The sequence below is a fragment of the Methylobacterium sp. genome (assembly GCF_019745455.1).
GTDB lineage: Bacteria > Pseudomonadota > Alphaproteobacteria > Rhizobiales > Beijerinckiaceae > Methylobacterium.
This window is the reverse complement of sequence record NZ_JAIETD010000145.1, coordinates 1-16,808: the sequence shown is the minus strand read 5'-3', so window position 1 is coordinate 16,808 and position 16,808 is coordinate 1. Positions and strand designations below refer to the sequence as shown.

The 16,808-nt window shown below is 65.2% G+C and carries 7 protein-coding genes, 1 tRNA gene and 1 pseudogene; 3 read left to right on the top strand and 6 right to left on the bottom strand.

Translation table 11 applies throughout. From position 1 onward, the window contains the following. Window positions 1-126: pseudogene (locus K2Y56_RS24070) on the top strand (sugar transporter); the annotation flags it as partial. Window positions 127-185: 59 nt separating this feature from the next. Here the strand turns inward: K2Y56_RS24070 and K2Y56_RS24065 are convergent. The 4 genes from K2Y56_RS24065 to K2Y56_RS24050 form a co-directional block, all read right to left on the bottom strand. Then, window positions 186-1,562: an aminotransferase class I/II-fold pyridoxal phosphate-dependent enzyme gene (locus K2Y56_RS24065; RefSeq protein WP_292513925.1), complete on the bottom strand. Its 1,377-nt coding sequence runs from the start codon at window positions 1,560-1,562 to the stop codon at window positions 186-188. Next, on the bottom strand, window positions 1,559-8,980 hold the full coding sequence (locus K2Y56_RS24060; protein WP_292513922.1) for a type I polyketide synthase: 7,422 nt from the start codon (window positions 8,978-8,980) through the stop codon (window positions 1,559-1,561). The genes K2Y56_RS24065 and K2Y56_RS24060 overlap by 4 nt, the downstream gene beginning before the upstream one ends. Window positions 8,981-9,575: 595 nt before the next feature. Beyond that, window positions 9,576-11,720, bottom strand: coding sequence for a glycosyltransferase family 2 protein (locus K2Y56_RS24055; protein WP_292513928.1), 2,145 nt, complete (start codon window positions 11,718-11,720; stop codon window positions 9,576-9,578). A gap of 41 nt (window positions 11,721-11,761) precedes the next feature. Continuing rightward, window positions 11,762-12,811, bottom strand: coding sequence for a hypothetical protein (locus tag K2Y56_RS24050; RefSeq protein WP_292513919.1), 1,050 nt, complete (start codon window positions 12,809-12,811; stop codon window positions 11,762-11,764). A gap of 300 nt (window positions 12,812-13,111) precedes the next feature. Between K2Y56_RS24050 and K2Y56_RS24045 the strand changes: the two genes are divergently transcribed. Both K2Y56_RS24045 and K2Y56_RS24040 read left to right on the top strand, forming a co-directional pair. After that, window positions 13,112-13,186 (top strand) — tRNA-Val (locus K2Y56_RS24045). 1,002 nt (window positions 13,187-14,188) lie between these two features. Further along, on the top strand, window positions 14,189-14,875 hold the full coding sequence (locus K2Y56_RS24040) for a zinc metallopeptidase (protein ID WP_292513916.1): 687 nt from the start codon (window positions 14,189-14,191) through the stop codon (window positions 14,873-14,875). A 582-nt stretch (window positions 14,876-15,457) separates the two neighbouring features. On the opposite strand, the gene K2Y56_RS24035 is transcribed toward K2Y56_RS24040, so the two are convergent. Then, a complete protein-coding gene (locus K2Y56_RS24035) occupies window positions 15,458-16,114 on the bottom strand; it encodes a YoaK family protein (protein WP_292513913.1) in 657 nt (218 codons plus the stop codon). 185 nt (window positions 16,115-16,299) lie between these two features. Next, entirely contained in the window at window positions 16,300-16,509 is a 210-nt protein-coding gene (locus K2Y56_RS24030) for a hypothetical protein (RefSeq protein ID WP_292513910.1), read from the bottom strand. Between the last annotated feature and the right edge of the window lie 299 nt (window positions 16,510-16,808).

Sequence of the window (16,808 nt, the reverse complement as noted above, 5' to 3'; positions counted from 1 at the left end):
CGGAACCGCGACCTCGTCTACGTCTCAAACGCTCCCTTCACCGAAGTCCAAAAAGTCCTCTCCGTGTTCTCGACGGTCACCGGGCCGATCACCGCGGGCGCCGCGGTCTATTCCGGCGTGAGGTAGAAACGAAAAAGGCCTCCGGTTCTGCCGGAGGCCTTTCGGAATCTTGGACCTGCTACGTATCAGCCGCCGCGCTTGGCCATCAGGCGTTCTATCAACGAGCCGCCCTTCTCGATCTCGCCGAGTTCCTCCGCAACTGCGGCCACGGTCTCGCGGATCTGCTCGGGCGTATGCTCGGAGGTCATGAAGAAGCGAAGACGCGATGCGCGTTCCGGCACTGCCGGATGGATGATCGGCTGTACATTGATGCCGCGTTTGAACAGGCGGTCCGACAGCGTCACCGATTTCAGAGAGTCGCCGACGATGACCGGGATGACTGCGAGGCCGAGGCTGGTCCCGGTATCGAGACCTTGCTTCTTGGCGCAGGCGAGGAAGAGCTGCCCATTCTGGCGAAGCCTTTCGACCCGCTCAGGTTCTGCATGCATCAAAGCCAGGGCCGCCTCGGCCGCAGCTGCGAGGGGCGGAGACAGGCCGACGCTATACAGGAACCCGCCCGCGGTGCATTTCAGGTACTCGATCAGGGCCGCCGGTCCTGCGACGTAGCCGCCGCAGGTGGAGAGCGTCTTCGACAGCGTCCCCATCCAGATGTCGACGGAGTTCGATGGAACGCCGCAATGCTCGGCGAGGCCGACGCCGGTCGCTCCGAGGACGCCGAGGCCGTGGGCGTCGTCGACCATCAGCCAAGCATTGAACCGCTCCTTCAAAGCGACGAGACCCACCAGGTCAGGCGCGTCGCCGTCCATGCTGTAGAGGCCCTCCACCACGATCATGGCACGGCGGTGTTCGTGCCGCGTCGCGCCGAGAAGGGTCTCAAGGGCGTCGAGGTCGTTATGAGCGAAGGAACGCCGCTGCGCGCCGGAGAGTTGCGCGCCGGTGACCACGCTGTTGTGGATGAGGGCGTCGTGATAGATCACGTCGCCTGGTTCCATCAGGGCGCCGATTGTGGTGACGTTGGTGGCGTGCCCGCTCACCATGACCACGCAAGCAGCGGTCTCGTAGTGGCTCGCCAGCGCCCGCTCGAGCGATAGATGACCAGGACGCTCACCGGCGACGATGCGGCTCGCCGAAGCCGAGGTCCCGAATTCGTCGATTGCCCGGCGGGCGGCGTCGTTGAGGTCGGGATGGCCGTTGAGACCGAGATAATCGTAGGACGAGAAGTTGATGAAGCTCCGTCCGTCGATCCGGGTGGTTGCTCCCGCCCGGGTATCGTGGACTCGGAAAAAGGGATTGCCGAGGCCGATGAGGTTCGCGGCCGAACGCTGCAACTTCAGTTCGCGATAGCCAGGCAGCGACTCGAAGCGCTGGACCGCCGCGTCACCCGAGCCCTTGTCGCTCGGCTTGGTGGCAGGGCGCGCGGCGTTCGCGTTGCGTCCAAGCCTGTTGGTGACGAAGCCCGCGAGAGCTGCGCGGCCGCCATCGGGTCTGGCCGTATCGGTCATATGAGAATCTCTTTGATGTCCTGGCTGTTCTCTTCCACCAGCGTATTGAAAGGCTGCAGCGTGCTGGCGTCGATCGTTCCGCCGGCATGGCGCTGAGCGAGGCTCAGAACCGCCGCCGTCGCTTCATCGACCGGAGCCGAGACGGATTGGATCAGCGTCTCGGTCAACTCGTTGACGGTAAGGCCGGACGAAACGCCTGAGGGCGGTGCATCGAGAGCAAATCGCTCTTGCAAGCTTGCACCTAGTTCGACTCCCATCAGCGAGTCGAGGCCAATCTCCGATAGCTGGCGCACGCGGCTGATATCGTCCTTCGGCAGGCGAAGAATACGGGCGATGTCCTCTACGATAGCGTCGGCGATGATCTTGCGGACGCTGTCGATGTCCTGGGTCTTGAGAAGTGCGCCGATGTTGATCGCCGCGACGGAGCCCGCCTCCATCTGCTGGTCGGAGCCGAGTTCGGCATAGCTCGGCGAGCGCATGGTGGCGAGGCGCTCGCGCGCCTTGCCCCAATGCATCGCGGCGATCGCCACCACCGCATCGTCAGGATCGCGGCCCTGGTTCTCCAGGGCCTCGGCCATGAGGTCGAGGCAGCGGCGAGCCTCCATCGGCGTCACGCCGACGCGCCCGGCCAGGGTCTCCATCACGGCGCGGTTGCGGGCAAGGACGCCGACATCGCCGATGGCTCCCCAGGCAACGGCCAGGGCCGGCAATCCCAGGCGACGGCGCTGACGGGCTAGGCCTTCCATGTAGCCATTGGCGGCGACGTAGGCGCCCTGTCCGGGATTGCCGATGAACGTCGTCGCGGAGGAGAACAGCACGAAGTAGTCGAGCTGCCGGCCGCGCGTGACGGCATCGAGATGCTCGGCACCGATCACCTTCGGGCGGATGACAGCATCGAGGGCGTCGGCATCGACATTGGCGATCAGACCGTCCTGTAGGACCATGGCGCCGTGGATGATTCCGGCGAGCCGGCCACCGTCCGCCTCGATCCCAGCGATGATATCCTCGATCGACGAGCGGCTGGTGATGTCGCAGGCTCTCGCCTCGACGGTCACGCCTTGCCGTTCGAGGGCGGCGACGGCGGCCTTCGCCTCGTCGCTGGCCGCTCCGTTGCGGCCGAGGAGGACGAGGTGCCGGGCGCCGCGAGCGGCCAGCCAGTTCGCCGCCTCGATGCCGAAACCGCCGAGGCCACCGGTGATGAGGTGGACGCCGTCCGGCGAGACCGTGAACGGCGTCGTCTTCTGGATCATCACGGTGCCGGCCTTCGGCGGCGCAATCACGATCTTACCGATATGCCCCGATTGCTGCATCAGCCGGAATGCGTCGGAGACCTCGTTGGCCGTGAAAGGCTGGAACGGAAGCGGCTTCAGGCCGCCTTCCTTGAACAGCGCCATCACTTCACGGAACAGCCGAGCGCCGTCCTCGCCCTGGTGCTGAAGCACCTGATCGAGGTCGACACCGAAATAAGACAGGTTCCGGCGGAATGGGCGCAGGCCGATATGAGTGTTCACGACGTAGTCGCGCTTGCCGAGCTCGATAAAGCGGCCGAACGGCTTCAGGACGTTGAGGCTTCGCTCCATCGCCTCGCCGAACAGGCTGTTGAGCACGACGCCGACACCGTCGCCGGTGATGCGACGGACCTCGTCGACGAAGGAGAGCGAACGCGAATCGAGCACATGTTCGGCGCCCAGCGCCTTCACCAGCGCCCGCTTCTCACGCGAACCCGCCGTGGCGATGACACGCGCACCCTTCAGCTTGGCGATTTGCAAGGCTGCCAGACCGACGCCGCCAGCGCCGCCATGGACGAGAACCCACTCCCCACGACGGAGTCGGGCACAGGTCACGAGGCTGTAATAGGCGGTGAGGAAGGCCACCGGCACGGTGGCGGCAGCTTGCGGGTCGAGTCCACGCGGACTCGGCGCCACTACCTGCTCGGGGGCGACGATATGGGTCGCAAAACCCGATTGTGCGAAGGCGACGACCGGGTCGCCCACCTTGAAGGCGCGTACGCCGGTTCCGACCGCGACCACCTTGCCGGCGACTTCTAAACCGAGCCGAGGACCAGCGAAGCCGTCCTCCAAGATCTCCTCGGGCAGCATCGACAGCGCCCAGAGGACGTCGCGGAAGTTCAGACCGGTCGCCTCGACGGCGATCTCGACCTCGCCGGGTCCGGGCGCGCGGCGCTCGGCCGGGCCCCACTCCATCTCGTTGAGGCCGCCGGCATTGCTGCGCTCCAGACGCGCGGCCTCCGCCGGCACCGCATCGGCACCGTGGCGACGCGCCGCTTGGCCGGGCGTGAAGCGGATCACGCGGGTGCGATCGTCGTCGAGGATGATCTCTGTCTCGGTAGTGCCCGACAGGATCAAGTCGCGCAGGCGCTCGGCCGAGCGCTTCGATGAGCTCCACGGAGACAGGTCGATGCGGCGGACGTCGAGGTTGGCAACCTCGTTCGCGAGGGTTCGGGTGAAGGCCCAGACGCCGGTCTCGACGGAACTGCCTTCCTCGGAGCCGTCCCTGGTGGCGCCGGGACAGATCACCCAGAGCCGCGTCTGCCGGCTGCCAAGATGTTCGACGCAGCGCTTGAGGCTGAGGCAGCGGTCGCGCAGGCGGTCGGCATCCGTACCGCTGCGCCCGAAGGCTCCGGCCAGGAACACGACGGTATCCGGCGTCTCGCGCTCGAGTTCGAGCAGCGATTGCTCGGAGTCGAGGATGATGGAGACATGCACGCCACTCGCGACCAGCAGGGTCGCCAGCGACGACGCGGTCTCGGCTGCGAACGCGTCGTGCGAGCCGATGACGAAGGCGAAGCTCTGTCCGGCGGCAGGACGGGGGCGAGGAGGCGCCTCCGCCAACAGCAGCAGGTCGTCGCCGTTTGCCGAAACGGCACGGTCGACGGCGACGCGCACGAGGCCGGTATCGCTCAGCGAGCGCTGCCAGCCGGTGATGTCGTCGAGGCGGCCCACCGGCATCTGCGAGGCAGCAGAGCCGGTCTCGAACCAGCCGGGGATCAAGCCGAAGACGAGATCGCGGAACAGCGAAGCCGCAGGTTCCACAGCCAGAAGCAGGCCACCACTGGCAAGCGTCTCGGCAAGACGATTGAGCAGACCGCGATCGCTGCGGTGGAGAACGTCGCTGGCTAGGAGAGCGTCGAAACCGCCCAGCGGCAGTTCGCCCGGATCCTCGACGATGGTGACGCCGCGAGGAAGGGCGAGACGGGCGCGCTCGGCGAGGCGGCGGTCGGCCTCGAACACGGTGAGCTGCGCTTCGATCCCATCCGCGAAGGCCGAGACCTGCGCCGAGAGCGGGCCGAAGCCAACCTGCAGGAATCGGAGAGCACGATCGCGCGGAAGGCGGTCCCGACCTGCGGAGACGATGCCGGTCACCACGTCCGCGGAAGCGCGAGCGGTGGCGCTGCGGAGGGTGAATGCGTCGAGCGCGTTTTGAGACAGCGTCGGCGCGGCAACGAGGTCGCCGCCGCTGAGACGGCTCACCACGGCGCCGATATCGGCGATCAGCACCAACTCAGCCGACAATTCCGGATGGTCCGCCGCGATCCACCGCATGATCTCGTCCGGAGCGGGCAGGGAGACGTCCTTGCGCAACGTCCAACGGTCGCCGTCGAGGGTCGCGAGGCCGCTGCTCTCGAGTGCGAAGAGCGCGTTGTAGACCCAGGGACGCATCGCTTCCGGAACACGCTCGTCCACGGCCACGGTGCCGGCGCGTTGCAGACCTTCGGCGAGGCGGTAGGCGAGGGATGTCGCCCAGCCTTCCAGAAGGAGATGTCCCGGGGCCAGTGGCGAGTCGGGTGCGGCGCGTGCGGATTTGGCGTGCGGCCTCACGCCGTCTGCGATGCCGGGCTGGCGCGCGAGAGCAACGGCGGTGGGCTCGGTGGCGAGTTCGGCGCGCTGGGCGATGGCGTAGGCGGCCAGATCGTTGCCGCCCTTGGCTCGAAGGGCCTGGAAGCGGCCTTCGCGGATCGTGGCGATGACCTCGCCCTCGGCATCCACCAGGGTGAAGTCCGCCAAGATGCTGCGCTCGTTGCAGCGCCGGGTGTGAATCTTGGCCCGTGCGATGACAGCGCCAGGCTTCACAAGCCTGATCTCGCCGAAGCGGATCGGCACGTAGGCCTTGTTCGAATCCTCCCCGAGAAGATCCGCGAAAAGCAGGATGAGGCCGTGGAAACAGGAATCCAGTCGCGCAGGCACCAGGGCGAAGCGCGTGTCGGCCTCGGCCGGGAGCAGTTCGGAGACGATTGTCGTCTCGTCGATCCGGGCGCTGTGCGCAACCTGTTGGAAGCTCGGCCCGAAGCCCAGGCCCGAAGCCCCGGCACGACGATAGAGCTCGGCCCCCGATACGGCATGGTCGATCGGTACGTGGATTTCGACCGGCGCCGGCATGGCGTAATCGCCATCGACGATCTTGGCCGAGGCGTGAAGCTGCCAGGGCGATTGCGTCAGGCGCGGACGGCTGAGGATCTGGATGTGGTTGCCGCTGCCTGAAAGGCGAACGATGACCTCACGCAAGGCATCCTCGCCGAAGACCATCGGCGACTGGATCTCGAGCTCGGCGAGAACCACGGTGTCGCTGCGTGTCGCCTCGCGGGCAACACTGAGCGCCATCTCCACGAATGCGGCGCCTGGAAGGATCGCCTGCCCTTCGATGCGGTGATCGTCGAGCTCGGGTACTGTCGCGACGTCGACATGACCATGCCATTCGAGCCCATCCGGCGTGACTCGCGAACCGGCGAGGGGATGGAAGTTGCGCACGCTGAGGCCGCCGACGCCTTCCGTTGTCTCCGAGAGCCGGAATGACCTGCGCTGCCAGGGATAAAAGGGCAGCGAAACCTCGCCTTTCGGATTCTCGCCGAACACCGCCGGCTCGTCGACGGCGGCGCCCTGAACGAGAGAAAGTGCCATGGCGCGGGCAATCGGATCTCCGCCGGCCGGTTTGCGATTCATCACGCCGACGGTGGCGATCTCGATACCGAGAGCCTCGACCGCGTCGCCGATATGCGACAGCAGCGAAGCGCGCGGTCCGACCTCGACGAAGACGCGGGCGCCCTGTCGGGTCGCTTCCTGAACGGCTTCGTTGAAGCGCACCGGCTCGCGGATGTTCCGCCACCAGTAGCCGGCGCCGAAATTCTCGCCCGGCAGAACGCCACCGGTGACCGTCGAGACCATCGCGGTGGTGCCGTCATGCGGCTTGAGACCGGCAAGGTCGCGCAGGAGCGGCTTCTCAGTCGGATTCATCAACCGGCCGTGAAAGGGGTATTCAAGATCGAGCTTCCGACCGCGGCGGCGCTTGCGCGCGAGGGCCTTCATCGCCGCGTCGATAGCTGCGACCGGACCTGCCACCGTCACCGCCTTCGGGCTGTTATAGGCAGCGATGTCGAGGGTCGGATAATCCTTGAGGAAGAGCTCAATCTCCTCCACAGGCGCCAGCAGAACCGCCATGGTACCGAGGCCGCGCGTCGTCTCCTGATGGAGGCTGCGATAGAAGATGACCCGAACTGCCTGTTCGAGGCTGAGGATTCCCGCAGCTTCCGCCGCGGCGATCTCGCCGACACTGTGACCGAGCACGTATTTAGGATGCAGGCCCGCAGCCCGAAGGGCGGTGGTCGAGGCGCTGGAGATCGCGAAGATCAGCGGCTGCGAGATTCGTGTCTGGATCAGTCGCTCCTCCAGATCGTCGGCGAAGAGCGCTTCCTTCAGCGACCATCCCGAGAACCCCGAGAACAACGTATCTATACGGTCGAAGCTGTCGCGAAAGACCGGATTCTCGGCATAGGCTTCCTGACCCATGCCTGCCCATTGGCTGCCATTGCCGGAATAGACGAAGGCGACGTCGGCGGCCCTATCCACGGCGGTGCCGACGACGGCCGAGTCGTGGTGCTCGCCCTCTGCCACCGCGCGCAGGGCTTCCGGTAGGCCGGCGTCGAGGCGGAAAGCCGCGCGGGCGGAAAGCCGCTCGCGCCGATGCGCGGCGGCGGCGGCGACACGGCCGGTCTCGGCCGGTTTTGCCGTGGAAAGCCTGTCTGCGTAATCGAGGGCGAGTTCGTTGAGGGCAGCCCGGCTCTGGGCCGAGATCATCAGCATCTCGGGCGTGCGCGTCGCGGCGGCTACCGCCGCAACGGGTGCCGGGTCCGTGAGAACGACATGTGCGTTGGTGCCGCCGAAGCCGAAAGAGTTTACGCCAGCGAAACGTTCCCGGCGCCCGCGCGGGAGTTTCATCGCTTTCGTAGCGACGGCGAGCTTCAGCGCGTCGAACGGGATGTCCGGGTTGAGTTCTTCGGCGTGGAGCGTGGGCGGTAGTAGGTCGTTCTCGAGGGCGAGGCTCGCCTTGAGCAAGCCGGCAAGGCCTGAGACCGGCTCGGTATGGCCGATATTGCTCTTGATCGAACCGATCGGCAGAGGTGCCTTGCGAGGACGGCCGAGCCGACCCCCAATGGCGCTGGCCTCGATGGGATCGCCGACCTGCGTGCCGGTGCCGTGGGCCTCGACGAAGACCACGCTGTCGAGGTCGATCTCGGCGTCCCGGTAGACGGCTTCCAGCAACGCGCCTTGCGCATAGCCCGACGGCAAGGAGATGCCGGTCGTGCGGCCATCGGAGTTCACGCCGCTAGCGGCAATCACCCCGCGTACGGTGTTGCCGTCCCGCGCGGCGGCCTTAGCCGAGCGAAGCACCAGAACAACACCGCCCTCGGAGCGGACGTAGCCATCGGCCTGCGCAGAGAACGCACTGCACAATCCCCGCCGCGACAACATCTGGGCGTTGGAGAAGCAGATGAAGTTGAACGGGCTCGCCAGCAGGTTGACGCCTGCGACGACCGCCGTGTCGATCCGGCCGCTCGCGATCGCCGCGACGGCGGTATCGAGGGCGACGAGGGATGATGAACAGGCCGTGTCGACCGTGAAGCTCGGGCCTTTCAGGTCATAGATGTAGGAGATGCGGTTCGAGAGGATCGAAAGCGTATTGCCGGTAGCGGCATAGGCATCACCCGACGCTGCGTCGAGAATGCGCAGGTTGCCGTAGTCCAAGGACGAAGCCCCGACGAAGACGCCGATACCGGTCCCCGCCACCCCAGAAGGACGGAGGCCAGCATCCTCGAGCGCTTCCCACGTCAGTTCGAGCAGCAGTCGCTGCTGCGGATCCATCTGCTCGGCTTCGCGCGGCGAGATGCCGAACACGGCCGGGTCGAACGACCAAATCTCGTCGAGCACGCCCGCGGACCAGGTATAGCTCTTGCCACGTTCCTGAGCACGCGGATGGCCGAAGCGATCGAGGGCCCAACGATCTTCTGGAATGCGGCTGACCGCGCATCGGGCTTCGGTGAGGAGCTGCCAGAGCCCTTCGACGCTCGGAGCGCCAGGCAGGCGGCAGGACCGGCCGATGATCGCGATGTCTGTACGTTGTGTCACGTTCGATTCGCACACGCTCTTGAACGGGGAACAAACCCGACCGCATCAGGGTCGGCAGTCGGCTTCACCCTTAGTATGGGTCTAAGGCGCTGTCCAACCCGTCAGCCGAATGGCTTCGACCCGGGCGGCAGGAAATTGACGACCTGTGACCCGTATTCACCACTGCTTAAGGCCAGCTTCGCAATAATTCGCTGGCACCATCTTATGTGAAGCCCAGATTTCAACCACATCGACATCAAGATATGGCCACATTCACCACAGCCATGCGGAGCGGGACTGGTTGTACTGCGATTATGCCTTCATGGGACCAGTGCGAGATCGTGTAGGCAGTGCATAGCATGCTCTCTGGACTCCAAGAGCAAAAGACCGGAACTCGCTCGTCAGTTGGGAATTCTGTCCTGAGCCCGGACGTTGTGATGCGATGTGCCGGTCGATGAGCCACGCTTGAGGCTGATACTACGCCTTGGTGCGGCGATTTTGCGGCATACTCCAATCGTTTGGCCAAGCTTGAAGCAATGGGTCGGCCACGATCGGATGAGAGCTCTCGCCGCTGCCGCGATGTTGCGACGCAGCGTCACCACCGAAAACTCGCTTTTCACAGGCGGAAATGCGCCGAGCGACGCGACAAATTGGGATTATAGAAGGGGTCGGCCCGCAACTCTGGTTCCCAGCGCTCGCGCATGACACGTGTCTCGGCCTCGAACCGCGCCCGTTTCTCAGGAGTATCCTCGGGTCCGCGGCTCTTCGATTCGTGGTGGATAAGCCGCGCATACGGTGTCCAGATGATCCGGTAGCCGGCGCGGCGCACTCTGAGACACAAATCGACGTCGTTGAAGGCGACGGCGAGATCGACCGCATCGAAGCCTCCGACCTTTTTGAACACATCGGCCCGCATCGCGAGGCACGCGCCCGTGACCCCAGAGACCTCCTGGGCGACCGCCATACGGGCGAAGTAGCCCGGCTCGTCGCCGGCGAGTCCGAGATGACTGTGCCCGGCGACGCCACCGATGCCGAGGACGATCCCGCCATGCTGGAGCGTCCCGTCGGGATACAGGAGCTTGGCGCCGACTGCCCCGACTTCGGGTTCGATGGCGATCGAGACGAGCTCGCGCAGCCAGCCGGAATCGACGACTTCGACGTCGTTGTTGAGGAACAGGAGGACCGAACCCTTGGCGGCCTGCGCTCCTCTGTTCGACAGGTCGGAGAAGTTGAAGGCGCCGACGACCGACACCACGCGGAAGCGTGGTTCATTGCGATACGCCGCGAAGAGACTGCTCGTCGCCGGTTCGCGGCTGTCGTTATCGACCACCACGACCTCGATCGGTTCATAGGCCGTCTTCTCGAAGAGGCCATCGAGGACGATGGCGAGGAGTTCGGCCCGATCCCTTGTGGGAATGACGATGGAGACCAGGGGCGCCGGGTCCGGGATCGGCCGCACCAGACGGTTGAACCCGAAGAGGCCCCGCTCGGCCCGTGCACCCGCCGGCCCCACGACCTCGGAGAGGGACTGGAGCCTTGCCGCTTCCGCTTGAGCGAGCGCGCGATCCGAAAAAGTGCCGGAACCACTCGCTGCCCGCCAATGATACAGCACCTTCGGGATGTGGCGGACTTTCGCAGGTTCGAGCTCGCGCGAGAGTCGCAAGAGCAGGTCGTGATCCTGGCTACCCTCGAAGCCCGGCCGGAGGCCGCCGAGATCACGCACCAGGCTGCGTCGAACCACGGTGAGATGGTTGATGTAGTTTTGTGAGTAGAGCAGTTCGCGGTTGTAGTCCGATTTGAAGTGAGGATCGAAGCGTCGGCCACGCACGTCGATCTTGTCCTCATCCGAATAGATGAGATCCAATGCCCGGTCCGAATGTAAAGCCGCAGCGATATGATAAAGCGCTGTCTCGGCCAGGACGTCGTCGTGATCGAGGAAGGCGACATGCGTCCCCGTCGCCATCGCGACCGCATCGTTCGTCGCGCGGGCGATATGACCGTTCTCGGCGCGACGGGTCAGGCGTATCCGCGGATCACGCGCGGCTTCCCTGGACAGGAGCCGGGGTATGGCCGGATCGGTCGAGGCATCGTCGGCGATGCAGAGTTCCCAGTGCGGATAGATCTGGCTCTGGACGGAGCGCAACGCTGCGGCCAACACCTTGGGTGCCGGATTGTAGACCGGCATGACGACGGAGATCAGCGGCGGGGCATTCCAGCCCTCGACCTCGGCCCGGATGCGCGATTTTTCGGCGGCTGAAGGCGCATCGAACTGTCGGATCCAGTCGCGATAACCGGTCTCGCCACGATGGCCGAGGGCGCGGGCGAGGAAGCCTCGCGCTCGAACCTTAAGGCCGAAGCAGCGCCAATAGACGGCTCGCGCGGTCAGACTGGGCTGGCGCAGGAAGGCCTGACTCACCAGCGAAGGGCGGCTGCGCCGGCCTATCACCACCTCGCTGATCGCCACCGGCTGGATGCGCGAGAGCGGTGCCAAGCGGATCCCGACCAGTTGCTCCGGCAATCGCCCCGTCCATCCGAAGACGTCGTTGCCGAGCGCCTCCTCGGGGAGGTTGTGTATGACCGGGGCGTCGGACCCGGCCGCGACGGCGTCGAGGAGCACGCGGCCGACGCCGGCACTGCCGAGGTCTCGAAACCGGATCGTGACCCACGCGCCGGAAAGTCGCCGATCGCCGAGGTCGATCCAGAGGGCGGCACCGTCGCGCGTCACGGGGAGCGATTGGCTTCGCAACAGGCCGGCGGACATCCGGATGGCTGGAATGTCAGTGCCGAAGGTCCCGGTTTCCTTCACGAGGCGGTCCAACCCTTGGAGACGGCAGAAAGCACCGCATCCGACATGGCGATATCGAAGACCAGCATTTCTTGCGCCGCCTTCAGAGCCTTCAAGCGTTCGGCCAGAGCTAGGACCGGCGCAGGAATGGAATCGGGGTCCGGAATCGGCGCAGCGATGTTGAGCTGATCGAACAGGGTCGTCACGAAGGCCTTGAAGTAGCTGCGATGACCGACGATTCCGATCCGCGACAGCACCTCGATCGCCACGATTGAATTGCCCGGGTGGAGCCGGTCGTCGGGCAGCCTTGTTCCGCATTGCCGGGTCAGCGGGTTGTAGAGGAGATGATAGGCGCCCTCCGGCAGCATCCGGAACAGCCGCTTCAGCGCCTTGGGATCGGCGAGATCGAACTCTCCCATGAACTCGGCCGCCTCGGCGAGCGGTCCGAGACGCCATTGCTGCGACGGGTCGGCTGCGACGGATGAACGCGACTGGAGCCAGAGCAGGCGTGTCGCCATCTCGACGAAGGGATCATGGACCAGCAGCGTCGTCAGCGTGGCTTCGTCCTGAAGGTAGCCTTCGTAGCGAGGGATTATGATCGCACCCGAGTGGAAGGACGAGGTGAGCCAGGGGCCTTCAAAAAGGACGCGGCAGATCTCCTCCGGGAAACGACCGATCCCGAAATAGCTCTGCTGGAAATGGTCAAACATCGTCGCCTGGATGGCTGCTTCCGGGTTGATGCTCGTGTTGATGAGCACGACCCTTCGCTGGACCATTCCGCCATGCGGCGCGCGGCGGTATACGAGAATGTTCGTCTCGACGTCGAGGATCTCCAGGCGGCGAGCTTCCGATAGCCCAGGAAACTCCTGCTCCTCGACGAGGAAGCAACATTGGCCCGTCGAGTGCCAACCGTAGCTCTTGATCTGACCGTCAGTGATCCTCGCCGGGATCTCACCCACCCGAACCCCATCCATGACGACCGCAACGTGGCTGATCGCGAGGGGATTGTCGGGGACGACCCAACCCCTCACGGCGTGACCCTGATCGTAATCGACGTAGAACCGCATTCCTCACCGCTGACCGATCGCATCGTCCGTCGAGATACACGGGCCTCTCCCACCGGGATGAACTCGTGCAACGAGCGATGGCCTGAGCCTGGACGCCCGTTGCGCGAGGCCATAGCGCACTTTGGCAGCGGATACAGCGTGGCGGCTAAACCCCGCTTGCGGATTGGCGCCAGCAGGTCAATCACCGCACATGAAGACCGCCATCGCACAATAATGTCGCCGGACGCGTCCGCTTCGGCTTGCATGGCCGCCGGGCAGAAGCTATAGGCCGCACCTCGCCGGGGCGGATCGCTCCGGTTCGGGCGCGTAGCTCAGCGGGAGAGCACTACCTTGACATGGTAGGGGTCACAGGTTCGATCCCTGTCGCGCCCACCATTCCAACTCACCGGAATGGTTAGAGAAAAAGGGGCTCCCGCGAGGGAGCCCTTTCTCGTTGGCGCCGCATCCGGGGCAAGTTCAACGGAAGAGATTCCGTTCGAAAAGGCTCCGGCAGGGTGCTCGGCTGCGGCACGGGGCCATGTGGGGGTTCGACCGAGATCGATCGCAAACGGGATCCCGCCATCCACCTGGTGACCCGATCACGGCCACTCCGGCGGCGCTCATCACCGTACCTTGACCGAGCGTATGAGTCGGTTCTCAGCTCTGGCCCGATACCTCGGGCCATGCCCGAGATCATCCATTAGGGCGTAGGACGTAACGGCGTCCGCCACGTCGCCCGTAATCCGCGCGAGAACGCTTTCGCGCATCCGTTCGTCCGCGAGGCACCGCTTGGGCTTTCCGGAAGAGGCGGCACGACAGGCCCGGACCCAGCAGGTTCGTCGTCCGCGAGAAGGCCGGCGAGGACATCGGCGTCTTCGTTCGACGCCGAAATCTGGACAGGCAGTCGGGCACGAATGGCCTGAAAGCCGAGCCGCACCCCACGCACGCGAGCTGCTAGGCATGGTGGCTCAAGCTCGTCCGGTCCGGCTCCAAGGCGATCTTCACCGCAGCAAGCGCGGCCTCCCGCACGGCGGTCTACCTTTGTGCCATGCAGGCGGACATGGCCCAGGCGGCGTGAGCCTCAGGGTCCTCGGGAGACCGGGGCTTCATCGCCCGCGGGTGGCGTGATGCGTCTGCCAGGCTGATGACAGGACGACGGCCCACCCTTCTTGATCGGGTGCAGCTTCGCCGACCCCCTTGTCGTCCATTTCGCCCTCGCGAACTTCCTTGAGAACGTTTCCCTGAAGCCAGGCTATCGACGGCAGACACGTGGCAATCGTGGGCGGATCTGCCTGATAGTCCGCAACTGCGGCTTTCTCGCTGGTGCGGGGACAGGCACCGGAGGCGAAGTGAAGCGCCCTGCTTCCACGGAAACGGCTGCGCGCCTACATAACCGCGGTGCCCGTCCTGCTGGCGCTTAGCGCCTCCCTCCTATTCGCCCTCGTATTCGGCCCCCAGTGGTGGGTGCGTCGGGCGATGCAGCAACACGCCGCCGAGAGGCCGGACCTGCCAGGGACCGGAGGCGAGCTCGCGCGCCATCTGCTCGACTTGTCGCGGCTGGAGCACGTTCCCGTCGAGATCGCGCCAACCGACCACTTCGACCCGGTCGCGAACGTCGTGCGGCTGTCACCGAGGAACTATGACGGCCGCTCGATCACGGCGGTCGCGGTTGCGGCGCACGAGGTCTCCCACGCGCTTCAGCACGCGGCAGGGAACCGGCTCCTCGCGGCGCGGGTGAGGTTCGCTCCGCTCGTGCGGGGCTTCGAGTTCGCCGCGGGCATGGTGATGTTGACCGCTCCAGTGGTACTTGTCTTCATCAAGTCGCCTGTCCTGCTCGCCCTGCAGGTGGGTGTCGGCATCGCGCTCCTCGGCGTTCGCCTCGTATTCCACCTCCTGACGCTGCCCGTCGAGCTCGATGCGAGCTTTCGCCGGGCTTTGCCCATCCTGGAGTCGGGTCGGTTCCTTGACGCACGGGACATGCCTGGCGCCCGCACCGTGCTGCGCGCCGCGGCCCTGACTTACGTGGCCTCGTCTCTCGTCGCGCTCGTGAACATTGCCCGCTTTCGGCGGCTCCTCCCGTTCTAGCAGCTCCGAAGCGAGCGTTTGATGTCTTGCACCGCTTAGCTGCAAGCGGACCGTCTCCTCTCGACCAGACCCGAACTGCTGCGTTGTGCTCCTTCTTTGAAAGCGAGGAACCGGGTGCGGCGACCTGCGGGGCCGCTGCTTTGCACGTGAGTTGTCGGTCTGCTCGGACACCACCACCAGTGCGCATCCGCCTCAATGCCAAGGTAGCGCAGCGTGTATACCAGTTTCGTATGTCCCAGCAGCCGTTGCCAGGCCCGCAGGTTGCTGGTTCGCTAATTGAACAGGTCGGCCGCCGCCCAGTACCGACTGTGCTTGCCATAGCCAGTTGGGTCGAGACCGATCAACGCCACCCCCTCGCCGACGAGCCAGCCTTACCGGAGCATCGTCAGGTGCTCGCCCGGGCGGCTGGGAGTCGGAATAAAGCCAGTCGCCCGCAGCTACCTCAGCTACTCGGCCAAGCCGCCAGTGTTCAACGGGTGGTCGCGGTCAGTCGAATGTTGCGGGTCGCTCCGACTTCTGCTGAACGACAATGGTACGCAGGCGGATGCCGTCGCTTAGGTGCACGCGCCATTGCACCAGCCTTCACGCCTCGACCCGATTTCCCCTTGCAAAAAGCGCTGCCGTCAACGCGAGGCAGGCGGTAACGCCTGCCGGAAGAACCAGCGCGAAGATCTCGATTGAGCTGTAGACCACGGCCCCGATAATGGCGCCGATCAGCAGGGCCAACCAAACCGCAGCATCGCCGATCCAGCCGAGACCCGGCCCCGTCCCGGTAAAAGCTGCAGCGATCTTCTGCCCGAGGCTGAACAGTGCTCCAGTGATGAACGTCGTTCCCGCGCGGAAGCCCTGGACAGAACCCAGAACGGCGTTCTGCGCACCCATGGCAAGTGCCAGGAAGAAAGATGCCAATCCGAGGTCGGGAAGCTGAAGCCCAAGCGCGAAGGCGCCGAACACGATGATCGCCTCGTAGGTCAGCACAGCGGTCGTCTTCCAGGGCGCGGGCGTCACGATGGACAGGCCGCTGGCGATGGTCGAGCCAAGCAGGAAGGTGGCGATCAGAACCGCCGGCATCACGACATGGTCGATCGCGCCCCGAGAAATAGACACCCCCATCTGCGTCGTGTTCCCGCTCATGAACGATGTGTAGAGCCCGCTGAGCTGGATGAAGCCTATCGCATCGATGTAGCCCGCAAGCCCGGTGAGTAGGAGACCGAAGGTGAGTTGCGACGGCCGGTTCATGATGCTGGCCTCGAGGGATTCGAAGGGAGTGTGATCCCACTACCAACTTTCCGGCGCCAAGGTCCAAGCTCGTATGCTCAAGACCATCGACCGGCTCTTGTCGCCACCGGTCACCGTAACTCTTGGCCGCCCCCGAAGGACAGCCGGGCCGGACGCGTGCCTTCGCACGGTCCGGCAAGGTTAGCTCAGCGCCCGATCTGCTTGGTCAAGGGCATGATGCCCTCGATACCGAGGAGCGTCAGGTCGCGCTCCTGTGGCCGGTATCCGCTCTCGACCGAGGCGGCACAACGGAACGCGGCGCCGGCCATGACCCAGTAGGTCCTGACGGTCTCAAACAGGTTGGCTCCTTCCGCTTCAGGCGCGGAGAGGGCGTGATTAATCGTCGTGGTGGCCATCGATAGATCCCTCGTTGCTGGTGGGTCCCGATGGGCGTCTCCTCAGACAATCGATAAATGGGCCTTGTGTGCGCCGCAGCAAAGTGCGCGGCGGCACCCGTCCGCAGGATCATGCAAGTAGGACGGGCCAGCCCTGCGGTCGCAAGTAGGCGACGTCCGAAGGGGGCATCTTGATCGGGCGTGAACGCGGCAGGCCCGTAGACGAATTTCGTCCCCGACGATCCTCACGAACTTGCGGTCAGGGCAATATCGAGGCGCCTCTTATTCGGGCGGAGATCAGTTCCGAGCGAATATTCTGG